At 41.1% G+C, this 24386-nt stretch carries 20 protein-coding genes; 13 read left to right on the top strand and 7 right to left on the bottom strand.

The features are described from left to right. Positions 1 to 8: 8 nt before the first annotated feature. The 3 genes from FHW88_RS08275 to FHW88_RS08265 form a co-directional block, all read right to left on the bottom strand. A complete protein-coding gene (locus FHW88_RS08275) occupies positions 9 to 3521 on the bottom strand; it encodes a TonB-dependent receptor (RefSeq protein WP_176624549.1) in 3513 nt (1170 codons plus the stop codon). Between the two features lie 239 nt (positions 3522 to 3760). Further along, positions 3761 to 4906, bottom strand: coding sequence for a FecR family protein (locus FHW88_RS08270; RefSeq protein WP_176624547.1), 1146 nt, complete (start codon positions 4904 to 4906; stop codon positions 3761 to 3763). A gap of 37 nt (positions 4907 to 4943) precedes the next feature. Beyond that, positions 4944 to 5474 carry an RNA polymerase sigma factor gene (locus FHW88_RS08265; protein WP_176624545.1) on the bottom strand — a complete coding sequence of 177 codons (531 nt, stop codon included), beginning with the start codon at positions 5472 to 5474 and terminating at the stop codon, positions 4944 to 4946. 447 nt (positions 5475 to 5921) lie between these two features. Here FHW88_RS08265 and FHW88_RS08260 point away from each other — a divergent pair, with 447 nt between their 5' ends. Continuing rightward, positions 5922 to 6317: a hypothetical protein gene (locus FHW88_RS08260; RefSeq protein WP_176624544.1), complete on the top strand. Its 396-nt coding sequence runs from the start codon at positions 5922 to 5924 to the stop codon at positions 6315 to 6317. Positions 6318 to 6744: 427 nt separating this feature from the next. Here FHW88_RS08260 and chrA read toward each other — a convergent pair whose 3' ends face one another. Beyond that, positions 6745 to 7944, bottom strand: a complete 1200-nt coding sequence (gene chrA / locus FHW88_RS08255; protein ID WP_176624542.1) for a chromate efflux transporter — start codon at positions 7942 to 7944, stop codon at positions 6745 to 6747. Positions 7945 to 8083: 139 nt separating this feature from the next. Next, positions 8084 to 8425: a tetratricopeptide repeat protein gene (locus FHW88_RS08250; RefSeq protein WP_090525421.1), complete on the bottom strand. Its 342-nt coding sequence runs from the start codon at positions 8423 to 8425 to the stop codon at positions 8084 to 8086. A gap of 45 nt (positions 8426 to 8470) precedes the next feature. Here FHW88_RS08250 and FHW88_RS08245 point away from each other — a divergent pair, with 45 nt between their 5' ends. From FHW88_RS08245 to FHW88_RS08230, 4 genes are all read left to right on the top strand, one after another. Further along, positions 8471 to 9208, top strand: coding sequence for an electron transfer flavoprotein subunit beta/FixA family protein (locus tag FHW88_RS08245; protein ID WP_090525420.1), 738 nt, complete (start codon positions 8471 to 8473; stop codon positions 9206 to 9208). A gap of 29 nt (positions 9209 to 9237) precedes the next feature. Beyond that, positions 9238 to 10215, top strand: a complete 978-nt coding sequence (locus tag FHW88_RS08240) for an electron transfer flavoprotein subunit alpha/FixB family protein (protein WP_176624540.1) — start codon at positions 9238 to 9240, stop codon at positions 10213 to 10215. Between the two features lie 23 nt (positions 10216 to 10238). Next, positions 10239 to 10838 (top strand): bifunctional nuclease family protein, encoded by a 600-nt coding sequence (locus FHW88_RS08235; RefSeq protein ID WP_091164922.1) that lies wholly within the window; start codon positions 10239 to 10241, stop codon positions 10836 to 10838. Positions 10839 to 11031: 193 nt separating this feature from the next. Further along, on the top strand, positions 11032 to 12291 hold the full coding sequence (locus FHW88_RS08230) for a nucleoside permease (RefSeq protein WP_176624538.1): 1260 nt from the start codon (positions 11032 to 11034) through the stop codon (positions 12289 to 12291). A gap of 116 nt (positions 12292 to 12407) precedes the next feature. On the opposite strand, the gene FHW88_RS08225 is transcribed toward FHW88_RS08230, so the two are convergent. Together FHW88_RS08225 and FHW88_RS08220 are read right to left on the bottom strand one after the other, a co-directional pair. Beyond that, positions 12408 to 13121 carry a ThuA domain-containing protein gene (locus FHW88_RS08225; RefSeq protein ID WP_176624535.1) on the bottom strand — a complete coding sequence of 238 codons (714 nt, stop codon included), beginning with the start codon at positions 13119 to 13121 and terminating at the stop codon, positions 12408 to 12410. 140 nt (positions 13122 to 13261) lie between these two features. Next, on the bottom strand, positions 13262 to 14971 hold the full coding sequence (locus FHW88_RS08220) for a GMC oxidoreductase (protein ID WP_176624532.1): 1710 nt from the start codon (positions 14969 to 14971) through the stop codon (positions 13262 to 13264). Between the two features lie 191 nt (positions 14972 to 15162). Between FHW88_RS08220 and FHW88_RS08215 the strand changes: the two genes are divergently transcribed. The 8 genes from FHW88_RS08215 to FHW88_RS08180 all read left to right on the top strand — a co-directional run bounded on the left by FHW88_RS08215 (position 15163) and on the right by FHW88_RS08180 (position 24341). Then, positions 15163 to 16008, top strand: a complete 846-nt coding sequence (locus FHW88_RS08215) for an MOSC domain-containing protein (protein ID WP_176624530.1) — start codon at positions 15163 to 15165, stop codon at positions 16006 to 16008. Further along, a complete protein-coding gene (locus FHW88_RS08210; RefSeq protein ID WP_090525410.1) occupies positions 16005 to 16289 on the top strand; it encodes a SelT/SelW/SelH family protein in 285 nt (94 codons plus the stop codon). Before FHW88_RS08215 ends, FHW88_RS08210 begins: the two co-directional genes overlap by 4 nt. A gap of 117 nt (positions 16290 to 16406) precedes the next feature. Continuing rightward, a complete protein-coding gene (locus FHW88_RS08205; protein WP_090525408.1) occupies positions 16407 to 16841 on the top strand; it encodes an RrF2 family transcriptional regulator in 435 nt (144 codons plus the stop codon). Between the two features lie 240 nt (positions 16842 to 17081). Next, positions 17082 to 19172 carry a HEPN domain-containing protein gene (locus tag FHW88_RS08200; RefSeq protein WP_176624528.1) on the top strand — a complete coding sequence of 697 codons (2091 nt, stop codon included), beginning with the start codon at positions 17082 to 17084 and terminating at the stop codon, positions 19170 to 19172. Next, on the top strand, positions 19172 to 19957 hold the full coding sequence (cobA, locus tag FHW88_RS08195; RefSeq protein WP_176624526.1) for a uroporphyrinogen-III C-methyltransferase: 786 nt from the start codon (positions 19172 to 19174) through the stop codon (positions 19955 to 19957). The genes FHW88_RS08200 and cobA overlap by 1 nt, the downstream gene beginning before the upstream one ends. A 22-nt stretch (positions 19958 to 19979) precedes the next feature. Further along, entirely contained in the window at positions 19980 to 21443 is a 1464-nt protein-coding gene (locus FHW88_RS08190) for a TSUP family transporter (protein ID WP_255485227.1), read from the top strand. 1 nt (position 21444) lies between these two features. Next, entirely contained in the window at positions 21445 to 22155 is a 711-nt protein-coding gene (locus FHW88_RS08185; protein WP_176624522.1) for a phosphoadenylyl-sulfate reductase, read from the top strand. A 200-nt stretch (positions 22156 to 22355) separates the two neighbouring features. Further along, a complete protein-coding gene (locus FHW88_RS08180; RefSeq protein ID WP_176624520.1) occupies positions 22356 to 24341 on the top strand; it encodes a DUF262 domain-containing protein in 1986 nt (661 codons plus the stop codon). The last annotated feature ends 45 nt before the right edge of the window (positions 24342 to 24386 follow it).

Here is a 24386-nt window from a genome sequence, read left to right as displayed (position 1 = left end):
GAAAGCTTTTAAAATTCTACCCGCAGGCCCACGTTAAATACTTTTTGAATCGGGTAACCCAATCCTGAGGTTCCCATTTCGGGATCCCAAAGCTTGAAGCTACTGAAGGTTAACAGGTTTAAGCCGTTTAGATAGATACGTGCGCTATTCAAATGGATAAACTTGAGTTGACTCTTATTGAAATTGTATCCAAGTTCTGCCGACTTCAGGCGCAGGAACGAGCCATTTCTTAACCACCATGTTGATGTTGGAGAATTTGGTGTAGCGCTGTTGTTGGCTTGTATGGTATTACTTAAGCGTGGCCAAAACGCGTAAGGGTTACGATTATCCTCAGACCAGTGATCATCGGCAATTGATTTTAACAGACCGCTTTGGTTACCTGTATTAAGGCCGTTGTTCTGCAGGCCGCTCACTAAATAAAACGGAGAAATATCTGCTGAATTGATGACAAAAGAAGACCTTGCCGAGCCCTGGAAAAACGCGCTGATATCAAAGTTTTTATACCCAACAGAAAAACCGAAACCGTAGATAATTTCCGGCACTTGCGGATACCCTATCGGCACTATATCCGAACTGGTTATTTTTCCATCGCCGTTCATATCACGGTATTTAATATCGCCGGCTTTATAGTCGCCAAAGCTTTGGACGGGCGAGTTGGCTACCTCTACATTGTCAATAAATAACCGCTCGGCTATAAGGCCATATATCTGGCTTAAGGAATTACCTACTTTGCTCAGGTATTGAAGGTTATTTGGATAAACAGGTTCTTCATTTTTCAACAGCTTGCTCTTAGCATAAGTAAGCGTACCGCGCGATTGGATCCAGAAAGAGTTGTTAAAGTTTTTCTTGTAATCCATAGCAATGTCCACACCTTTACTGGATGATTTACCTGCGTTTGAAGATATATCAGCTTGCAAACCCATAGAGGTTGGGATGGTGCTGCGTACCATTAAAATATTGTCACGTTTTTGTTGGTAGGCATCAACTGTTAAGGTGAAGTTTTTGGCCACAGTTAAATCCATACCGAGGTTAGTTTGCCTTGATTGCTCCCAGGTAATATTCTGATTTTCATAACGTCTGGTAGCTACGCCCGGCCTGCTATATAGGTAGTTGGTACCAAACTGGCCATAGGCGCCATTATTTAAACTAACGTCAGACAAATAGAAAAACCGATCTTCCGGCTTTCCGATCTGATCATTACCTACTAAACCATAGGTAACCCTGAATTTAAGATTATCAATAGTTGAAAGCAATGGCTCAAAAAACTTCTCGTTCGACACTACCCAACCCGCACCTACAGACGGGAAAAAACCAAAACGATGATTACTTGCAAAACGCTCAGACCCATTGTAACCAAAGTTAAACTCAAACAGATACCGGTTATCATAACCATAGGTAAACCTGCCCGATACCCCTTGATTACGTGACGGCAATGATAATTGTAATGTTTTGGCATTACCTGTAAGATAGTTACGCATAGTCCCGATCAGTAACCCGCTAACAGCATGTTTTTGAGCAAAGGTGCGGTTATAGGTTACCGCCGTTTCAATGTAAGCTATGGAATTAGAAACATTTAACGCCGGATCTTGATTATAAGTCAAATATTCGGTTGGCGTATTGCCAATGCTGCTGCCTGCCAAACCGTTATTAAGTAGCGTTAAGCCATTAAACGTTCCGTTAACTACATCTGATTGGTAATAATAAGGACTATACTGACGTGAAACAGTGAAGTATGAATAACGCGTAGTATACGCCATTGCCCTTGCCGATAAACCCTGCGTTATAAAATCAAGCTTTTGACTTAAGCTTAATTGCGCTGTCAGTGTGCTGGTATTTGAGCTTTGGAAACCAGACAGGGATTGCGCATAAGGATTCATATACAAACCGCCACCAGGTATAATGGCATTACCGAAAAGCGGGTGATTTACATATGGCAGCAAATTACCCGGATAAATTGCCGGAAAAGCTACAGGGTTACTCCAAAGGGCGTTTAAAAAAGTGTAACCACCACCGCCGATAGGGCCATGATAACTATCAAACTGGCCTTTTAAGCTCACCACCGCCTCAGTGGTTTTAGTAAGGTTTAAAGTTGTATTTGATAAAAGAGAATATGATTGCAGCTTAATGTTGTTGCTGAAATTGTTAAGGCTGTTCTCGGCCAGGTTGCCATTATCAATATTATAGGTCATGGCCAGATAGTACTTAGCTTTTTCTGACCCGCCGCTGGCGTTCATATTAAACCGTTGGTTATTGGTTTTGGTTTTGATCAACTGCTTGATCCAATTATTACTGGGATATAACAGCGGGTCATCACCTTTTGCAGTATGGTCTATTTTATTTTGCGAATAAGGCAAGATGCCCAGCGGATTACGGGTAAGTACCGCTTCATTAGCCAATGTCATGTAACTAATATTATCGGCCAGATCAATATTCTTAACGTTTGATGATGTTGAATTTTCACCGCGGATATTGAATTTTACAGCCCCCGTCTCACCACGCTTAGTTGTAACCAATATTACACCGTTTGCCCCCCTTGCACCATATAGTGATGAGGCTGTAGCGTCCTTCAGCACCGAAAAGCCCGATATGTCATCCGGTTGAAGCCTTGCCAGATCGGTGGTGCCCATTTCAATACCATCGATCAATATCAGCGGATCAACCTTACCAGCTCCAAACGTACCCACGCCCCTGATAAAGAACTGGGCATTATCAGCACCCGGTTCACCGCTTCTTTGGTAAGAGATCATCCCCGGTACAACGCCTGCCAACATGGTGGTAAGGTTACTTGACGGCCCCTTGAGCTGTTTAGGGTTTATAGAGGTAATCGAACTAACAAGGCTCGCCTTTTTTTGCGTACCGTAGGCAACTACGGTAACTTCTTCAAGGCCATTTTTATCAGCGCCCATTTGCACATTAATTTTATAAACGCCGCCGGCTGATGGAGAATAGTTTGCAAGATCAAATTCCTGCGATTTTGATCCCACAAATGAAAATACAATAATTGAACCTCCGCCTTCCTTTAAATTAAGAGTGTACTTTCCATCCATGTCTGACTGTGTGCCGTTCATGGTTCCCTTAACCTTAACACTTACACCTGGTAAAGTAAGGCCTTTGTCGTCAGAAACAATCCCCTGCACTTTTTTAGGAACGACGGCTCCTGCAGGTTCTTTTTTGGGAGGGTTTACAACGGACGCGGGTTCGCTCTTTTCAATAACAACGAGTTGGTCACGCACTACATAATTCAGGTTTTTTCCTTTCAAAAGAACGCCGAACACTTCTTTCAGTTCAGCGTTTTTAAAATCAACAGTAACCAATTCTTTGTCATTCAAAAGAGTGTTACTGTAAAAAACGGTTAGGCCCGTTTGCTTTTTGATTGATTTAAATACATCGGCCAAACTGATGTTAGCCTTTTTAAGTGTTATTGGTCCAGTACCCTGCGCTTGTACAGCGCTATACCGGGTTACCAATAAAAGAAAAATAAAGGGCAGTATAAGCCGCCGGCTGAATAGAATTCTCTCCATATTTATTGGGTTTACGATTGGTTTTCTCTAAGACCTGTTCCTGCTAAAACGGGTGAACGGAAACAAGAAAAATTGTATTTTTTTTATTACAATGAAAAACAAACATTGTTAATCAACACTATTTCAATGCATTACTAATGCTACCCATTTGACAAACAAGGGCAAATGATTCCCATGGCGCTTAAGGGCCAGGCATTAAATAACCGGGAAACAGGTTGTGGTTTAACCGTGGCGCTTTCTTACCTGATGTGTAAAACCCCTTCCTTTAAAAGGGCCGAAACTCCTGCAGATGCTTTAATATTTTGAATGAAAACTTCAATTGGTTTGTTTTTTTGAATAGCACCACTAAATGCTTCGTCGGCTTTCGCTGGATCGTCAAAAACCACTTTTACATCAAACCAGCGGAGCAGCACATCGCTTATATCGTGAAGTTTAATGTTATGGAAATAATAAATATCATTCATCCAGGCCAGTTCAACAGCAGAATCAAATGGTTGGGTCCGAAACCCAGCCCCCGATGTATAAACAGCTTGGTAGCCAGGTTGTAAAAGCATTTTTTGTTTATCCTGACCGCTTGTTGATACCGAGCCTTCAACCAACGAAGTTACTGTTTCACCGGCATGATAAGTATTTACGTTAAACTCAGTACCTAAAACTTTTACATCAGTTTGGCCTGTATGAACTATAAACGGGTGGGCAGCATTTTTTGCAACTTTAAAAAAAGCTTCGCCTGTTAAGTACACTTCCCTGGTTTTGCCTAAAAATGAAAACGGGAAGCGCAGGCTCGATACAGAATTTAACCAAACCTGTGTACCGTCTGAAAGTACTATCCGGTAGTTTAATTTTGAAGGAATAACGAGTGTGCTCCACTCTTCACTTTTACTATTATCCACCTGGTAACTTAAACCGTTAACACTTTTCTTTAAATGAGCAAACGACATATTGATCACCTTTTTGCTGGTATCAGACAGGTTGATATGCTGCCCGTTTGCCAATCGTAGCTCAATGGCCGGTGTTTTAAGATTCTTTTTTGCAGCAACAAGAGCATTAACAGGCATTTGCCGCCAATAATATCCTGCGGTAAACGCGATGCATAATAAAGCTGCTACAGAAAGCCATTTTACTGCGCCTGCCCAGCCAGGCCTGATCGATCGCACCGGCTTTATTTCGGCCTGGATTGTATCCCAGGCTTTATTTTCATCAATATTATTAAAGAAGGTTTGAGCTTTATTTGAAGTAAGTACCTGTTGCATTTCATCCCACAGTTGTTTAATCCGGGGATCATTTTGTATAGCCTGTTCAAGCAAATGACTGTCTTCCTCACTTATTACGCCTGTAATTTGCTCAATTATCAGTTCCTGAAAATACGCTTTATTGTATGTCATTATTTATAAGACCTCATTATGGATAAAAAGGGTGAACTTATTTGGCACTCTTTAACCCTTCTTTTAAAGTTTTTATTGCCAGTTTTAAATGAGTTTTCAAAGAATTTATGCTAATGCCCATTTCAAGGGCCGCATCTTTATACTTTTTATGCTCATAATGCACCAGCGTAAAAGCCTGCATCCGCTGTATCGACAAATCGGCCAGCACTTTTTCAGGATAAATTTCCGGTACAGGTGTTTCTTCCTCCTCTATTTCGGTAAGTGTATATTTGTAATCTACCAATTTTTTTTGCGTTCGTGTTTCGCTTTCAACTTTTTTGAGGCATCTGTTACGGATTGCTGTAGTTAAATAAGCTTTTAATGACGAATTAATATTGGTATATAATTGTCTTTCCCAAAGATCAACAAAAAAACCCTGAACGGTATCTTCAGCTTCCATTTCATCCCGTAAAATATAAAAGGCCGATACATTAAGCAGCTTATAGTATTTTTTAAATACTGCTTCAAAGGCTTCCTTGTTCCCCAATTTTAATTGCTCAATAATATGAGCATCGTTCAAAATCTCCATGAATTGGTCTTAACTGGTTTATAATTAAATAGGTTGGGCTACTATAGAAAGCTAAATGTAAAAACTTTTATTGTCAAAACAACAATTATTAAAAAAATATTAAAAAATCATCACTTTACTCAAAACCAGGATCTCTAACAAGCCTTTTTTACTAAACGGGCCATTTAAAAGTTAAGATTTATAGCGGAGACATTCTTGATACATCCTAAGAAACGGGACATACTTTGGTTTTGAAAAATATTCAAAAGCAATCGATTTCATTTAGTAATTATTGTAATAAAAACAATTAAAAAATAAAAATAAGGCATTCCTCTTTTAATTCTTTTTAACTTAGGATATCCAGTTCGGCATCAAAATTTATCCGGCTCTTTTTTTTACAAAATGCGCAAAAACACTCGTTCTATTTCGCATTTCATTTAATCCGGCTTTGTTTTTAATTTTGTTTTGATGATAAACAGCTTGCAAATTAAACTTCACAAAGGGCAGCTCGATGAGCTAAAGGATGAACCTGCCAGCTTGTTAAGTTTTCTGAATGTTATATTTAAGCCTCTTTCAGCAAACTACGAACAGCTTAAACATGCGCTTGAGCGCGAATTCAGGCCGGAAGGTTCGCCGGAAGTAACCCGTTTAAATTTCGACAGGATCAAATTTGATGAGAACACAGGCCAGGGAAGTTTCCGGATAGTATTAGATATCGACTATGCGTTCGGCTGCGAAGACCTGGTTACCCATAAAAAAAATCAAACATCAGAATGGACTTTCATCGTTGATTACAAGCTTTTAATTATAAATCTTTGTAGTTCGCCCTTTATTGACAGCCGTAGCACGGCCGAAGAGTTTTAGATCCTCATTTCAGGCCTGCAACAGCCCGGAGCTATAGCGCTTATAAAAAAGGAATAACAAGTGAACATCCACAATGCTGTGCAGATCCGGGTTACGAAAACGGCATATTTAGGTTTGCCCTTGCAAGCTTGCTGCCTCCGGAAAGTTATATTACAGCCATCAACAAAACACAACAACATTTTCCTGCGTTTAGTGATGACGTCAAAATAGATTTCAGAAAAGTCGATTTTGTAAATGAGCAGATCGGCGTTAGGTTGCTGAATGGGGTGCTTATGGCAAATTCACTGCATTTTGTAGCTGATAAACCAAAATTGATAAAACAGTTGGAGAAAGGATTAAAGGTAATTCTCAATTGCTGATTGTGGAATATGATGCCGTTAAAAGTAATCCCTGGGTTCCCTAACCTCCCCTTTAGGGGGCCAGGAGGCTAAAATATTATTCCTAAAACCACGCCGATAATGATCACTATCGGTGTTTTTATTTTGGTAAAATGCAGCACCAGGAACGTACCGACCATTAAGGCATAGGCTGTCCAATTTAAGCCAAAAGGCCTTACCAGTAAAATCAGCGCAGTAGCCATAAAACCTACAGCTACTGCATTTATACCGCTCAGTGAGTTTTTTATACGTGTAATCTTCTTCAGATCCTCCCAAAACGGCACAATAAAGAGGATCAGGATAAGGCCTGGTGTATTGATGCCAATAACAGCAACCAGGCTCCCAATTACCTGCCCCCAAATGCTGTTTCCTTTGTTGCCAAGCGTTATGCCGCCCAAAAACGAAGTAAATGAAAATGTAGGCCCCGGCAAAGCCTGCTGCAAAGCATATCCCGACAAAAACTCCGACCGGCTTAAGTAATGCTTAACCTCAACAAATTCGGTATACATGAGTGGTACCAGCACTTGTCCCCCTCCAAAAATAAGGATGCCGTTGCGGTAAAAGTTTTCAAATAAACGGATTGGTAAACTTAATGGGGACGTTTGATTTACAACCGCACCTAAAGCAGCGAAAAAAAGCAGAATCCCTATAAAGTATGCTACTTTATTAGGATTTACATTTGAATATAGTTTTACCCTCAATTCGTTTTCATGCTGCTGGGTTTCCATGGCCGACGATATAATGCCGCCAAGCAATATGAGTATCGGAAAGGCATAAGCATTTTGAAGGATGAGTGTCACAATCAGTGAACCAATTGCCAGCATGGTGCTGATCCTGGTTTTTAAAAATTTGTTGGCAAATGTATAAGTGGCATAAGCAACTATGCCTACCGCTATAGGCTGTACATAACTGATTACATGAGCAAATTTGGCCTTATTAGCAACCATACTGTAGCTGATAGCCGCCATACACATAATAGTGGCCGAGGGTAGGATCCAAATTAAAAATGTAATAATAGCCAGCCTAAGTCCACCCACTTTCCAGGCTATCCCAACCAGTGTTTGGGTTGACGAAGGGCCGGGCAATACCTGCGATAAGGCGTTAAGCTCCATCAACTCATCTTCGGTAATATATTTTCGTTTTTCAACAAATTCGCGCAGCAAAACAGCAATGTGGGCCTGCGGTCCGCCAAAAGCGGTAAAAGTATAAATTAGCACATCCCGCAGAAATAATAGTTGCCGTTTCTTCATTTGTATATTCGCAGATAGTTTTTTGCAGATAGTTCATAGATCATGGTTCATAGCAGGCAGATCATAGATATGTTCACGAAAAATGGACGAGCCAATACTGCGGAGCTACCATGAACTATTAACCATTAACTATGAACTACTAATAATCGTCATCGTCTTCTTCAAAACCCATTGCCTGCCTATATACTGCCTGCAATTCAGAAAAAGCATGGTTATCGCGCTTTTCTTTTGTCACTTTCATACCGGCTTCATAAGTTTTAATGGCGTCATCCTTTCGGTTTAGCGCTTCATAAAGCTTACCCAAATGATAATAGGTACCTGTATAGCCGGGGTGGTTATTTACCAGGTCTTCATAATAAGCAAGAGCCTTATCTGTCTCATTCAGACGCAGATATTCTGTTGCCAAGGCATATTTCAGAAACTCATCATCCGGTTCATTTTTTATAAATTCCAACAGCTTATTCAATCTGCTTAACTCCATTTTAAACTCTATCTTTTTTAACTAAATTTGCAAAAACCTATTGATATGAAGATTCTGGTATGTATAAGTAATGTTCCTGATACCACCACAAAAATAACTTTTACTGATAATAACACGCAATTTAATACAAACGGCGTTCAGTTTATACTTAACCCTTATGATGAAATTGCACTTGCCCGCGCCATTGAACTAACAGACGGCGGTAAAGGTACAGTAACTGTAATAAATGTTGGGGAAGCAAATACAGAAGCCACTATACGTAAAGCCCTGGCCATTGGCGCTACCGATGCGATACGAATAAACGCTAAACCGCACGATGCCTGGTATGTAGCATATCAGATTGCGCAATATGTAAAATCAAATCCTTTTGATCTGATCCTGACAGGTCGTGAATCTATTGATTATAATGGATCAAAAGTTGCTGGTATGCTTGGCGAACTGCTTGATCTGCCATCGGTATCCATCATTAAAAAATTAGATGCCGCTGACACAGAAGCAACCGTTGAGCGTGAGATTGAAGGTGGTAAAGAGGTTTTAACTATTCCCTATCCTTTTGTAGCCGGTACGGCCGAAGGTGTGGCCGAACCCAAAATACCCAATATGCGCGGCATTATGTCTGCCCGAACCAAGCCACTTACAGTTGTTGAACCGGTTGAGATAAAAACATTTTCGGAGATCATTAGTTATGAAACACCTGCTCCACGCGGCCAGGTGAAGCTTATACCTGCTGATGATACTGCTAAACTGGTTGAGCTGCTGCATACCGAAGCGCGTGTTATATAAATTATGATCTAAATCATTAACAGATAAATATGTCAGTTTTAATATATGCGGAAAATACCGGGGGCAAATTCAAGAAATCAGTTTTTGAAGCCGTTTCTTATGCAAGCGCCATTGCCGATCAAAATAATACTTCCCTTACCGCTGTTTCAATAGGCAACGTTGACGCCACCGAATTAGCTTTATTAAGTAAATACGGTGTAGATAAAGTGCTTAATGTATCAGGAGATAAATTGAAGGAATTTGTAAACCAGGCCTACGCCTCTGTCATAGCCGAGGCGGCCAAAAAAGAAGGTTCGGCTGTTGTGGTACTATCAAACACATTTTCGGGTCGTGGTTTAGCGCCCCGGATAGGTGTTAAACTGGAAGCCGGTGTTGCCGACGGAGCGGTTGCTTTACCTGAACAGACAGGCGGCTCGTTTAAAGTAAAAAAGACAGCATTTTCAGGTAAAGCTTTCGCAACTGTCGAGCTTACCTCCGCCATAAAAGTTATTGCGCTTGTGCCCAACTCTTATAAAGTTGTTGAAACTGGCGGTACTGCCCAGGTTGAGGACTTTAGTGTTGAAACTAAAGCTTCAGACTTTAAGGCGATGATTAAAGAAATCGTTCGTTCAACGGATAAAGTTTCATTGCCTGATGCTGAAATCGTTGTTTCGGGCGGTCGCGGTTTAAAAGGCCCCGAAAACTGGGGCATGATAGAAGAACTTGCCGAACTTTTAGGCGCAGCTACTGCATGTTCAAAACCTGTATCAGATGCTGGCTGGAGGACGCATAGCGAACACGTTGGACAAACCGGTATAGCTGTCAGTCCAAATTTGTATATTGCAGTCGGTATTTCAGGTGCAATTCAACACCTGGCCGGGGTAAGTTCATCAAAAATTATTGTAGTCATAAACAAAGATCCCGAAGCACCGTTTTTTAAGGTAGCAGATTACGGAATTGTGGGCGACGCGTTTGAAGTACTCCCTAAATTAATAGCAGCCGTTAAAGAATATAAAGCTTCAGCATAAATACAGGTGTGATGGGGAATAACATGAAAAAAATAAAGCTTGATATTGTCGGCTTATCGTACAGTCAAACTCAATCGGGCGCCTATGCACTTGTTTTGGGTGAAGTTAGCGGCCGTCGTCGCTTACCTATTATCATCGGAAGCTTTGAAGCTCAGGCTATCGCTATCGAAATAGAAAAAATGACCCCAAGCCGCCCGCTTACGCACGACCTGTTCAAAAGCTTCGCCCAGGCTTACCAGATTGAAGTTCAGGAAGTGATCATCTATAATTTGGTTGATGGGATATTTTATGCCAAACTGGTTTGCAGCGACGGAAAGCGTTCTGTAGAAATAGATGCCCGCACTTCTGACGCTATTGCAGTAGCTGTACGCTTTGACTGTCCTATCTTCACTTATGAATTTATTCTTTCAACTGCGGGCATTGTTATAGAAGGCAACGATTTTGTTTACCTGGAAAATATCAACGAAACGCCCGAAGAAAAATCGGTGAGCGCATCAGTGAGCGGTTATGCTTCTATCAGTACCGAGGAGCTGAAAACCAAACTCCAGGAAGCCCTGGCCGAAGAATCATACGAAAAAGCCGCCAAGATCCGCGATGAACTGAACAAGCGTAAAGCATCCTAATGATTTCGGATTTTCGATTTCGGATTTGCCAAAAGATAATTTATCACAAATAATAATATTAAACAGAAATCCAACCCCGGATTTCTGTTTAACAATCGTAATTTCTACACTTGTAGCTTTCTGATTTACATTTATTTCACTACTTTCCGCTTTTAATTTAACACTGACTAAAATTATTTAAACCCGGTACCATATGAATATTAAGTTCCGCTTAATACTGATGAATTTTATGCAATTTTTTATCTGGGGTGCCTGGTTGCTTACCATTGGTGCATACTGGTTCCAGGATAAACATTGGTCGGGCGCACAATTTGGGGCAATCTTCAGTACCATGGGTATTTCGGCAATATTTATGCCTGCCCTTACCGGTATCATAGCCGATAGGTTTATCAATGCTGAAAAGCTTTACGGTATCATGCATATTTTAGGGGCGGCATCCTTATTTACCTTGCCTTTAATTACCAGTCCTTCCGCCTTTTTCTGGGTAATGCTGATCAACATGATCTTTTATATGCCAACCCTTTCATTATCAATAACAGTGGCATATTCGGCGTTAAAAAGTAACAACAAAGATGTAGTTAAAGATTATCCCCCTATCAGGATTTGGGGAACTATCGGGTTTATAGCCGCATTATGGACAGTGAGCCTCACACATAACGAAACCTCTCCCAACCAGTTTTATATTGCATCGGCCGTAGCTCTTGCACTTGGCATTTATTCTTTTAGTCTTCCTAAATGCCCGCCACTTTCGGCCAAAGCAAATAACAAATCGTTTGTTGATTCATTGGGGCTAAATGCCTTTAAACTATTCAAAGATCCAAAGTTTGCTATTTTCTTTGCATTTTCGATGCTTTTGGGCGCAGCACTGCAACTTACCAATGCGTACGGTGATACCTTTATACAAGACTTTAAAAATATAGCCATTTATAAAGATTCGGTCGGCGTAAAATATCCGGCCATTATCATGTCCATCTCCCAGTTTTCTGAAACGTTTTTCATTTTACTGATCCCATTCTTCCTGCGTAAGTTTGGTATTAAGTATGTAATGCTGTTCAGCATGCTGGCCTGGGTGCTGCGTTTTGGCCTTTTTGCCTTTGGCGATCCGGCAGGTGGTTTATGGATGATTGTTTTATCATGCATCGTTTACGGCATGGCTTTCGACTTCTTCAATATATCGGGCTCGCTGTTTGTTGAAACACAGGCTACTCCTGATATCAGGGCAAGTGCACAAGGCCTGTTTATGATGATGGTAAACGGTTTCGGGGCATTCTTCGGAAGCATCGCAAGCGGCCTTATTATCGATCATTTCTTTTTGCTGCCGGGCGGTGGTAAAGATTGGCATGGGATCTGGCTTACGTTTGCCGGGTATGCTCTTGTAATTGCAATTGTTTTCCCTTTCGTATTCAGATATAAGCACAATAAGGCACTCGTTGAAGCGATACAACATGCCTAGGAACCATAATTTGGGGATTGCCATGATAGTACAAAAGAGAAGGCCCGCGAATTCGCAGGCCTTCTCTTTTTATAATATAATAGGATCAAGAAATCCTTAAATCCTAAAATCATGGTTCATTTCCAACCCATTGCATATTTGATACCACCTAACAGATGGTTCAAATATAATGGATCAGCATATGATTCATCAGTATGACCTAATTCGGTATAAAAAGCCCTGCCGCCATCGAAGTTATGATACCATGCCATTGGGTGATTGTCACCATTTTCGCCGCCGGTGTAACTTTTCTCATCAATTTTAATCAGTACGTGCAGATCATCGCCTATCCATTTATAGTTATACCATTCGTCCCATCGCTTCCAGGTTTCGGGCAGATGTTTAGTGGCAATAAAATTACGGTCGACCACATGTAATGTTGCTTCCTGTTGTTTTGGATGACTTTTAAAATAAGCCCCTACCAGTTTACCATACCATGGCCACTCATACTCGGTGTCTGTTGCGGAATGAACACCAACAAAACCGCCGCCGGCCTTAATATATTGCTCAAATGCAGTTTGTTGGGCATCATTTAAAACATCGCCGGTGGTGTTTAAAAATATTACCGCCTTATATTGTTTTAAATTATCGGTAGTAAACTTTGCGGCATTGGTGGTGCTGTCTACATCAAAATTATTCTCCTGCCCGAGTTTAATTATTGCAGGCACACCTACCGCTATGGAATTATGATGAAACCCTGCGGTTTTACAAAATATCAGTACCTTATCTTTAGCAAGTACCTGGCTTATTAGTGCGCCTATTAAAAGGCAAATGGTAAGTAGTTTTTTCATAGTTGGTGAGTGGTTGATATATTGATTAAGTGAGTATTGAGTTTTATGTTTGATGAATGGTTGATCAAGTGAGTGGTTAATTAAAACTTGACAATTCGTGCCAAACCATTCACCTAATTAACCACTCACTAATCACTAAATTATAAATTCCCTTTCTTCAATTCATCTACAGCAAAATGAGCGGCGCGGGCCGTCATTGCCATGTACGTTAATGATGGGTTTTGACACGCTGATGAGGTCATAGCTGCGCCATCGGTAACAAAGACGTTTTTGGCGTCCCATACCTGGTTGTTGCCATTCAATACTGATGTTTTGGGGTCGCGTCCCATCCTTGCAGTACCCATTTCGTGAATTCCATCGCCAACGTTGTGGCCGCGGTCGTGGGTTTCAATGTTTTTTACACCAGCACTTTCAAGCATCGCTTTGGCTTCTCTTACAATATCAAAGCGCATTTTCTTTTCGTTTTCTTTGATCTCAGCATCCATCGCTAAAATAGGCAACCCCCATTTGTCCTTGCGGGTTTTATCAAGGGTAATTTTATTTTCGTGATAAGGCAGCAATTCACCAAAACCGCTTAAGCCTATAGTCCACGGACCTGGCTCTGTAAGTGCGTCTTTATAGTCGGCTCCAATGTTCAATTCAGCAATCTCACGGCTCCATCCCATACGGCTTGCCGCGCCCTGGTAACCGAAACCACGCAGGTAATCGCGTTTATCACCAAACAGGTTGGCAAAACGCACAACATAAATACCGTTGGCCCGGCGACCGTAATAATATTTATCTTCAAAACCTTCAACCAATCCGCTTGCGCCGAGATTGTAATGATGATCCATAATGTTATGGCCTAACTCTCCGCTGCTGCTGCCCAAACCATCAGGCCAAATTTCGGTAGCCGAATTCATCAATACCCAGGCGCTGTTCAAAGCAGAGGCGTTTACAAAAACGATCTTTGAATAATACTCATAAGTTTGGTTGGTTTCGGCATCAAGCACTTCCACCCCTCTGGCCTTTTTAGTATCTTTATCATACAATATTTTAGTGACGATAGAATATGGCCTCACGGTTAGATTGCCTGTAGCCAAAGCCGCTGGCAATGTTGACGATTGCGTGCTGAAGTATCCGCCAAAAGGGCAACCCTCCCAGCACCTGTTCCTGAACTGGCAAGCCGTACGTCCCGGAATAGCAGCAGTTAAATTGGCCGAGCGACCAATGATCATATGCCTGGTGCCGTTGTAATTTTTCTTGATGCGGGCAGCTACATCTTTTTCCACCCAATTCATATCCATCGGGGGCAAATAATGACCGTCGGGCAGTTGTGGTAAGCCTTCCAATGAGCCGCTTATACCTGCAAATTTCTCTACATGATCATACCAGGGTGCAAGATCTTTATAGCGGATAGGCCAATCAATAGCCCAGCCGTCCTTAGCATTTGCTTCAAAATCAAAATCGCTCCAGCGATAGCTTTGCCTTCCCCATAAAATGGAGCGACCGCCAAGCTGATATGAACGCCACCAGTTAAAGGGTTTGATCTCGGTATACGGAGCGGCTTGCTCGTCGGTCCAGTAATCCATAATAGGTTCGGAAGCTCCCCAATTACGTGAAATTACGGGGCGTTGTTTACGTTGGGCTTGCGTTGGCTTTCCGGCATGATGTCGGTCCCAGGGGTCCTGATTAGCAGTTTTATAATCTTTAATGTGCTCAAAGTTTCGGCCCCGTTCAAGCATAATGGTTTTCAAGCCAAGTTCGGATAACTCTTTTGCTGCCCAGCCACCGCTGATGCCTGACCCTATTACAATGGCATCATAGGTATTATTAGCCTTAGCCTTGCCGTTTATATTACTTAATGGCATAGTTTATAAATTGGTTTTGAGATTGGATAAAACAATTATATTAATTAAAAATCGATATAGCAATCGATTGTGAAGAAAAGTGTGAACCACGATTTATGGGATTGATGGATTACCTTGATAATAAGTTTTATTCAGCCATCATGAAATCCTCTAATCCTGAAAATCATGGTTCTTTTATTTATTTTTACCCCATGCTACAAGTAAGCGAATTATACATCTACCCTATTAAATCATTGGGCGGCGTTGCGGTACAAAATGCGGAGGTTACCCGTCGCGGTTTACAACACGACAGGCGTTGGATGCTGGTTAATGAACACGGGCACTTTATAACCCAACGGGAGTTTCCGCAAATGGCACTGATCAAAACGACAGTAGAAACTGATGGTGTAGCTGTACATCATCATTCGGGCGGGTCATTATTAATTCCATTTAATGGCGAAAGAAACCCCTTACAACAATTTACTGTATGGGACGACACCTGCATGGGACAATACATAAATAATGGATTTGACCAGTGGTTCAGCGAAGCACTCAATATGAAATGCCGCCTCGTTTACATGCCCGATGACAGTGAACGCGAAGTTGACCAGCGCTACGCCAAACCCGGCATTATCACTTCATTTGCAGATGCCTATCCTTTCCTGCTTATTGGGCAGGCTTCGCTTAATGACCTTAACAAACGAATGCCATTGCCTTTGCCAATGAACCGCTTTCGTCCCAATATAGTTTTTACCGGCGGTGATGCTTATAGCGAGGACCTGATGAACCAGATAACAATAGCAGGGATAACCTTCTACGGGGCAAAACTTTGCGCACGTTGTGTGTTAACCACCATCGATCAGCAAACAGCCCTGAAAGCTAAGGAGCCTCTAAAAACCCTGGCTTCTTACCGTATGAAAAACAATAAGATCATGTTTGGACAAAACCTGGTACATGAAAATACAGGCATAATTTCTGTGGGTGACGAACTTAAGGTTTTAAGTACCCATACTGAGGATAGATTTATTGTAGCAAAGCAACCAATCACAACAGCATGAAACCAACTATAATTATTGAATATTGCCCAAAATGCAACTGGATGATGCGTGCCGCTTATATGGCCCAGGAACTGCTTACAACCTTTACCGATGACCTAAATGGGGTTACCTTAAAACCAAGCGAAGTGAGCGGCAGATATACGATAAGCATTGATGAAGAAACGCTGTTTGACCGCAAGCTTGATGGCCATTTCCCAGAAATCAAAGAGTTAAAACAGGCCGTTCGTGATAAAGTTAACCCGGGTAAAAGCCTCGGTCATTCAGACAGGCATCAGTTGTAACTTTTATATAACAATGTCTGTATAAAATATCCTTTCTATATAATCTATAATATTACTCGAAAAAATAGTTAATTTAGAGAATATCTTTATTTACCTTTGTGAGTTTTATTTTAGAAAATGCTTTCAAAAAAAACTAAGTATGCTATAAAGGCACTTGTGGTTCTTGGCAAGAACATGGACCAGCCGCCTATGCAAATTTCGAAGATTGCCGAAATTGAACGAATCCCTAAAAAGTTTCTTGAGCAGATACTGCTTGATCTGCGCAATGCGGGGTTTCTTTACAGCAAAAAAGGAGCAGGTGGTGGCTACAGCCTTAACCGCGATCCCAAAGAAATATTCCTGGTAAGTATCATGCGTATAACCGACGGACCTATTGCCATGGTGCCCTGCGCCAGCTTAAACTTTTACCACAAATGCGATGAATGCCACCAGGAAAGCACTTGCGGCATAAGGGATGTATTTGTTGATGTAAGAGATGCCACACTTAAAATATTAAGCGAAACCAGCATCGCCGATATCATCAAACGCGAAACCACCCTCATCAGCGTTTAATTTTAAAACTTCATAAAACTGTCATAACACAGTTTTTTTAAATTAAATGCTACTTTTTCCGTATACTATATATATATTTGGGAAATGAATCGTGAGAGCATTAATATTACTTGTCTTAACCAGCTGACTTATTGCTATATGTGCAATGAGAAAACGAGGCTGTAAACGTAATATTTAACCATATATGCCTCTTTAGCCACAGCCAAAGGGGCTTTTTTATAAAAGATTAATACATAGAATATGCAGAGCTTCAGAACGGAACTGGAGAACCCTATTGTTGAGAAGGATATTATAGATCTTGAAAAAAAGATCCATGCTTTTCGTGAAGGTAAAATTCATGATGAAAAATTCAGAAGCTTGCGCTTGGCGCGCGGTGTTTATGGCCAGCGTCAGCCAGGCGTGCAAATGGTACGTATTAAACTACCTTTTGGTAAAGTTAGCTTTAAGCAACTATTGAAGATTGCCGAGATTTCTGACGAGTTTGGGAGCAGTAATCTCCACCTTACCACCCGCCAGGACATCCAGATCCACTATGTAAGTCTTGACCGTACACCCCAGCTTTGGGCTAAGCTTGCACAGGATGACATCACCCTGCGCGAAGCATGTGGTAATACCGTGCGTAATGTTACAGCCTCTCCTACTGCAGGTATCGACCCAAAAGAACCATTTGACGTTTCCCCTTACGCATATGCTACGTTTGATTATTTTCTGCGTAACCCGATATGCCAGGAAATGGGCCGCAAATTCAAAATATCTTTCTCGTCAAGCGATGAGGACACAGCGTTTTCATACATTCATGATATCGGTGCTATCCCTAAAATAAACGCCAATGGCGAACGTGGGTTTAAGATCATGCTTGGCGGCGGTTTAGGTGCACAGCCAATTTTAGCCAGTATTGTTGAAGAATTTTTACCAGAAGATCAGCTGATCCCTTATATCGAATCAGTAATCCGTGTTTTTGACCGTTACGGCGAACGCAATAACCGCAACAAAGCCCGTATGAAATACCTTATCCAAAAATTAGGTTTGGATGAGGTATTGCGTTTAACCAAAATCGAGCGCACCGCCAACAAAGTAAAATCATACCCTATCAACTTGGATGCTGTTGATGTCCCGGCTTTACCACCAACTGACAGCTATCCTGAGGTAACCATCAGTAACCCTTTGCGCTATGAGCAATGGCTGGCTACCAACGTTTTTGAGCAAAAACAAAAAGGTTTTTACGGCGTGTATATTAAAGTGCCTGTAGGTGATATCTCATCGGATACTGCCCGTGCACTGGTTAAAACATTAGAACCATTGGTTGGTCACGAGATCCGCATTACTCAAAACCAGGGATTGCTTTTAAAATATGTTCAAAAGGAAGCATTGCCTGCTTTATATGAAGGCCTGGCTAAGCTTGAACTGGCTGCGCCGGGCTTTGATAGCATTGCTGATGTTACTACCTGCCCGGGTACAGACACCTGCAACCTTGGTATCTCCAACAGCATGACCATGGCCCGCGTACTGGAAGATCTGATCTATAACGAATACGAAGACTTTATTTATAACCGCGAAATCAAAATCAAAATAAGCGGTTGTATGAATTCATGTGGCCAGCATGGTTTGGCCCACATTGGTTTTCACGGCAGTTCGCTTAAAGCGGGTGCTAAAGTATTACCTTCTGTACAGGTAATGTTAGGCGGCGGTACCGTTGGCGACGGCGTTGGCCGCGCTGCCGAAAGGGTGATCAAAGTACCTACCAAACGTGCTACCGATGTGCTAAGGTGGTTATTGAACGACTATAAAGAGTTTTCGCCCGAGGGTGAAACTTACCATGAATATTATGACAGACAGGGTAAAGATTATTTTTACCGTTTGCTGAAACCACTTGCCGATTTAACTACTCTTACCGATGACGAATATATTGACTGGGGGCACCAGGAAACATTTGTTACCGCTATAGGCGTAGGTGAATGCGCCGGTGTGATCATCGACCTGGTAGCTACCCTCCTGTTTGAATCGGAAGAAAAATTAGGCTGGGCTAACGAAGCTTATGCTGATGGCCGCTGGGCTGACGCTATTTATCATGCTTATAATGTCTTTGTTAGCTCAGCAAAAGCGCTATTGCTTGACAAAGCCGTTAACAGCAGTACGCAAATTGGCGTGATCCGCGAGTTTGATGCGCAATACGTTGAAAAAGGCGAGTTTGAATTGAACGGGAGCTTTAATGATCTGGTATTACAACTCAACCAAAATGAGCCGTCGCAAGAATTTGCCACAACATATTTAGCACAGGCTACAGAATTTTTAAGCAGAAGCAAGGATAAGAGAGAGGCGCTTGTACAATAATGACTGAAACTAATAAAAATATAAAAGAACCACGCATCACACTGGTGGGTGCCGGTCCCGGCGACGCCGACCTGATAACCGTGAAAGCCATCAAAGCTTTAAAAACAGCTGATGTTGTTTTATACGATGCGTTGGTTAATGAAGAACTGCTTGAATACGCTCCCGAAACATCAACAAAAGTTTACGTTGGCAAACGTTCAGGCGATCACACCTTTTCGCAGGAAGCTATTAACAACCTTATGGTTGATTATGCCAAAAACTATGGCCATGTGGTTAGGTTAAAAGGCGGCGATCCATTTGTATTCGGTCGCGGATACGAGGAACTCATTATTGCTGCAGCGCATAAGATACCGGCTTCAGTTATTCCTGGCATCTCAAGCTCGATAGCCGTGCCCGAATTACAGCAGATCTCTGTTACGCATCGTGGTTTAAGCGAAAGTTTCTGGGTTGTTACAGGCACTACTGCAAACGGCAAGATCTCTAACGATCTTATTGATGCTTCACGCTCAAATGCTACAGTGGTTGTATTGATGGGGATCCATAAGCTGGCCGAGATCGCTGAAATATTTAAGCTGCAAGGCAGGAACAAACTACCTGTAGCCGTTATCCAAAGCGGATCGACAGATGATGAAAAAATAGCTGTTGCTACAGTAGATACAATTGTTAATGCTGTTGAAGAAAGCAAGATCTCATCGCCCGCAATTATTGTTTTAGGCGAGGTAGTGTCGCTTCATCCAAAATTCCAACTGATACAAGAAGTTTATGACGTTGTTGCCCGGGGATAGGAGTTTAACCAATATTCAGGATATGAAACAGGAAGGCAATCAGCTTTTCCCTGTTTTTTTAAAACTGAATGACTTGCATACTGTGCTTATAGGCGGCGGTAATGTTGGTTTGGAAAAACTTACCGCTGTGCTTAATAACAGCAACAGCGCGAGGGTAACCGTTATTTCGCGCGAGTTTTTGCCCGAGGTACACACACTTGCATCGCAATATCCGGGCATCCGCATTATACAAAAATCATTTACCGACGACGACCTGAACGACGCCGATATTGTTATCGCTGCTACTAATGATAGTGAGCTTAACAGCTATGTCCGCAGCGCAGCTCACGACCGAAAGCTACTGATCAATGTAGCCGATAAGCCTGCATTATGTGATTTTTACCTGGGATCGATAGTGCAAAAGGGTGACCTGAAATTAGCCATATCTACCAATGGAAAATCACCCACTGTGGCAAAACGATTAAAAGAAGTATTAAATGAAAGCCTCCCTGCTGAACTCGACATTACTTTGCAGCAAATGAGCGAACTAAGAAATACCCTTGAAGGCGATTTTGCCGACAAGGTAAAAAAACTAAATAGCGTAACCTCCGTATTGGTTGAACCAAAACCTGTTAACCGGAAAAATTTCATTTGGCTAATTTGGTCAACCATTATCATATCGCTGGCCATTGGTATAACGGCACTTTATTTCAAGGAGCCGAACTTTAAGCACTTCGTAACCGGCATCGATCCTATCTTTTATTATTTTTTAGGTGCCGGGTTTGTATTTGCAATGATCGACGGCGCCATTGGTATGTCATACGGAGTTACTTCAACCACATTCTCTCTTTCTATGGGTATCCCTCCGGCCTCGGCCAGCATGGGCGTACATCTTTCCGAGATCATGAGTTGCGGTATAGCCGGTTGGATGCATTACCGAATGGGAAACATCAATTGGAGATTATTTAAATTACTGGTTATTCCGGGTATTTTAGGCGCGGTTACCGGAGCGTATTTGTTATCATCACTTGAGCATTATAGCATGTATACCAAGCCTGTTGTGTCGGTTTATACGCTAATATTAGGTATAGTGATCTTCAGAAAAGCATTTAACACACAAAAGAAAAAATCGGCAGATAAGGTAAAACGCATTTCGCTGCTTGGTTTAGGCGGTGGCTTCATTGACGCTGTTGGCGGCGGTGGCTGGGGATCAATCGTGCTATCAACCCTGATAGCCGGTGGCCGGAGCCCACGTTTTTCGTTAGGCACTGTTAAGCTTTCACGTTTTTTTGTGGCAATGATGGGCTCAATAACCTTCATAGCCATGGTAAGCAGCGATCACTGGCAGGCTGTCGGAGGGCTTATCTTAGGCAGTGCGCTTGCTTCACCAATTGCGGCTAAGATCTCTAACAAGATCTCAGCAAAAACTATCATGGTGGCGGTATCGGTAATCGTTATCCTCATCAGTATCCGTTCTATTATAATGTTTATTACTAAGGTTATATAAAATGAGCACCGCATTACAACAACTACAAGGTGTAACCACCGGACTCTCGCCCGTTGAAGCCCTGACTAAACTGGCAGAGCTTTTCCCCGGCGAAGTTGTATTTTCAACCAGCTTTGGTTGGGAAGACCAGGTGATCAGTCACATGATATTTGCCAATAACCTGCCTATAAAAGTATTTACTCTTGAAACCGGCAGGCTTTTCCGCGAAACGTATTCGGTTTGGGCGGCCACAATGAACCGGTACCAAAAGCCTATACATGCCTACTATCCGAATAATGAACTATTGGAAGAGATGGTAAGCAAAAAAGGCCCAAACAGCTTTTACGAGTCGGTTGAAAACCGTAAGGAATGCTGCGGGATCCGTAAAATAGAACCGCTTAAACGCGCTTTAAAAGGCAACAAAATTTGGATTACCGGCATTCGCGCAGAGCAGTCGGTTAACCGCCACGATATGCACGACCTGGAATGGGACGAGCAAAACCAACTGGTAAAGTTCCACCCTATTTTTAGCTGGACGCTTGACGAAGTGAAAGCTTACATTAAACAATACAATATTCCATATAATTCACTGCATGATAAAGGCTTCCCAAGCATCGGCTGTATGCCATGTACCCGTGCCGTAGCCGAAGGTGAAGATTTTCGTGCAGGCCGCTGGTGGTGGGAAGATCAATCCAAAAAAGAATGTGGTTTGCATGAGACAGCAAAACTTTGATTTTAGGATTAAAAGATTGCCTTGAAAACTATGCAAGTTGAAGTAATCAACCAATTCATGAAAATCCTCTAATCAGGCAAATCAAGGTTCAAGACGCTTTTTTTATACGTAGGTCAATTGGTTGAAAAATCAGTTGGCCTTTTTTATTTAATAAATTAAACGCACTATCTTAGATTAAGATTAACCTAATCTCTTATTTCATGCAAGCAAAAGAAACTAAACTCCAAGACATTATAGAAGGCACTAAACAGTATGTAATTCCATTATTTCAACGTACTTATAGTTGGACAATTAAAGAATGGGATACATTATGGAAAGACTTATTAGAAATTAATGAGTTAGAAACTCCAAGGACTCACTTTATTGGCTCTATTGTTAATATGCCTACAACCTCCGTACCAGAAGGAGTTGCGAAATATCTGCTTATTGATGGTCAACAAAGAATAACAACCATATTTATATTGCTTATTCTTTTAAGAAATAAGGCACGGGAGAATCAAAATAATAGATTCGCTGATGAGATAAACAACACTCTTTTAGTAAATCAGTATAAAGATGGAGTAGACTATTTTAAGCTACTGCCAACCCAGGTTGATAGAACAGCTTTTCAAAATTTAATCAATGGGAGTCCAAACGAGATTGATAATCAACTAACAAAAGCGTATGTATTCTTTGACAAAAAATTTCGCCAACAAGAAATAGAATCGGATAAATTAAAAAAAATAATTACAACTTATTTTTCCGTCGTAAGTATCGTGCTTGACTCTGATGATAATCCGTACTTGGTATTTGAAAGTTTAAATGCTAAAGGACGCGCATTATCTCAGTCGGATCTAATAAGAAATTATTTTTTCATGAGAATCCATATCGATAGCCAAGAAGAAATATACAACACCTATTGGCTTCCAATGCAAAAATCTTTAGATGATAACTTAACCGAATTTATCAGACACTTTTTAATGCGAAATGGAAATACAATAAAACTGGGAGATGTCTATTACTCTTTAAAAGAAAGTGTTTCTGTCTCGAATGCGATAGATTATTTACGAGAGCTAAAAAAGTTTTCTGTTTATTACAAACGTCTCATAGAACCGGATGAAGAGCCAGAAAATAATTTAAAAAAATATTTCAAAAGGTTAAATAGAATTGAAGTAACTACCGCATATCCATTACTTCTAAATTTTTATGACGATTATGAAAAGAAAATAATATCAAGAGGCGAATTTGTAGATATTTTAAAAATTCTTGAAAATTATTTGATCAGACGATTTGTTTGTAATGTTCCCTCTAATCAATTAAATAAAATCTTTCCGTCAATATACCCACAAGTTATACCTAAATATTCAGAAAACATCGTTGAAGGACTTAAAACAGTTTTGCAAGGTAGAGGATATCCAAAAGATAATGAGTTTTCTTTGAGATTCAAAGATGCAAAATTCTATGGAGCAGGTGATAGGCAGATAAAAACGAAATTGATATTAGAAACCTTCGAAGAAGGTTTCGGCCATAAAGAAGTAATTCCTTTCAACAATCTATCAATTGAGCATATAATGCCTCAGACAATTTCTGAGTGGTGGCAAAATGCCCTTGGTGACGATTGGCAAGAAACACACGATTTATATTTACACACTATTGGAAATTTAACATTAACCGGGTATAATTCAGAGCTGTCAAACGAGTCATTCACAACAAAAAAGCAAACTCTAACTGAAAGTCATCTTGAATTAAATAAATATTTCGAGAATAATTTGACTTGGACGAGGAAGGATATCGAAGAAAGAGCTGAAGTTTTAACACAAAGAGCTTTAACCATTTGGGGTTTCTTTGGAAGTGACAATTCTTCACCCACTGATTTAACAGAAGTTACGGGAACAAGCCCAATTTCGTTAACTATTCTCGGTCAACAAATTCCGGTGGAAAGCTGGAGGGACGTAATGGAAAAAACTTTAAACGTCGTGGCCGATCTTGAACCTGCCAAATTTGAAGTATTGGCCTATAATTTTCCACGATACATTGGCAAAGACAAGAGTAGATTTAGAGCAATCAGAAAACTCGAAAATGAGTATTTCATTGAAGTGAATTTATCGGCCCAAAGTATTCAACGCCTATGTTATCAGGCTATGGAAACAATTGAGCTAACATCAGAAGATTGGAATGTAAATGTAAAACCAACGCAAAACGGGTGAAGAAGTTCCCCACCCGTTCACAAACTAATATAAAAGGTAATAAAA

Origin of the sequence: Mucilaginibacter sp. SG538B, assembly GCF_013376065.1 — a bacterium.
Lineage (GTDB): Bacteria > Bacteroidota > Bacteroidia > Sphingobacteriales > Sphingobacteriaceae > Mucilaginibacter > Mucilaginibacter rubeus.
This window is presented reverse-complemented; position numbering and strand designations above follow the sequence as displayed.

Excerpts from the sequence above, each read along its gene's own strand:
- FHW88_RS08250 (WP_090525421.1), bottom strand. The coding sequence starts at position 8,425 with ATGGAGTTAAGCAGATTGAATAAGCTGTTGGAATTTATAAAAAATGAA.
- FHW88_RS08240 (WP_176624540.1), top strand. The coding sequence starts at position 9,238 with ATGTCAGTTTTAATATATGCGGAAAATACCGGGGGCAAATTCAAGAAA.
- FHW88_RS08190 (WP_255485227.1), top strand. The coding sequence starts at position 19,980 with ATGAAACAGGAAGGCAATCAGCTTTTCCCTGTTTTTTTAAAACTGAAT.
- FHW88_RS08265 (WP_176624545.1), bottom strand. The coding sequence starts at position 5,474 with ATGGAGATTTTGAACGATGCTCATATTATTGAGCAATTAAAATTGGGG.
- FHW88_RS08180 (WP_176624520.1), top strand. The coding sequence starts at position 22,356 with ATGCAAGCAAAAGAAACTAAACTCCAAGACATTATAGAAGGCACTAAA.
- FHW88_RS08270 (WP_176624547.1), bottom strand. The coding sequence starts at position 4,906 with ATGACATACAATAAAGCGTATTTTCAGGAACTGATAATTGAGCAAATT.
- FHW88_RS08260 (WP_176624544.1), top strand. The coding sequence starts at position 5,922 with ATGATAAACAGCTTGCAAATTAAACTTCACAAAGGGCAGCTCGATGAG.
- FHW88_RS08230 (WP_176624538.1), top strand. The coding sequence starts at position 11,032 with ATGAATATTAAGTTCCGCTTAATACTGATGAATTTTATGCAATTTTTT.
- FHW88_RS08235 (WP_091164922.1), top strand. The coding sequence starts at position 10,239 with ATGAAAAAAATAAAGCTTGATATTGTCGGCTTATCGTACAGTCAAACT.
- cobA (WP_176624526.1), top strand. The coding sequence starts at position 19,172 with ATGACTGAAACTAATAAAAATATAAAAGAACCACGCATCACACTGGTG.
- FHW88_RS08210 (WP_090525410.1), top strand. The coding sequence starts at position 16,005 with ATGAAACCAACTATAATTATTGAATATTGCCCAAAATGCAACTGGATG.
- FHW88_RS08205 (WP_090525408.1), top strand. The coding sequence starts at position 16,407 with ATGCTTTCAAAAAAAACTAAGTATGCTATAAAGGCACTTGTGGTTCTT.
- FHW88_RS08225 (WP_176624535.1), bottom strand. The coding sequence starts at position 13,121 with ATGAAAAAACTACTTACCATTTGCCTTTTAATAGGCGCACTAATAAGC.
- FHW88_RS08275 (WP_176624549.1), bottom strand. The coding sequence starts at position 3,521 with ATGGAGAGAATTCTATTCAGCCGGCGGCTTATACTGCCCTTTATTTTT.
- FHW88_RS08185 (WP_176624522.1), top strand. The coding sequence starts at position 21,445 with ATGAGCACCGCATTACAACAACTACAAGGTGTAACCACCGGACTCTCG.
- FHW88_RS08245 (WP_090525420.1), top strand. The coding sequence starts at position 8,471 with ATGAAGATTCTGGTATGTATAAGTAATGTTCCTGATACCACCACAAAA.
- FHW88_RS08220 (WP_176624532.1), bottom strand. The coding sequence starts at position 14,971 with ATGCCATTAAGTAATATAAACGGCAAGGCTAAGGCTAATAATACCTAT.
- FHW88_RS08215 (WP_176624530.1), top strand. The coding sequence starts at position 15,163 with ATGCTACAAGTAAGCGAATTATACATCTACCCTATTAAATCATTGGGC.
- FHW88_RS08200 (WP_176624528.1), top strand. The coding sequence starts at position 17,082 with ATGCAGAGCTTCAGAACGGAACTGGAGAACCCTATTGTTGAGAAGGAT.
- chrA (WP_176624542.1), bottom strand. The coding sequence starts at position 7,944 with ATGAAGAAACGGCAACTATTATTTCTGCGGGATGTGCTAATTTATACT.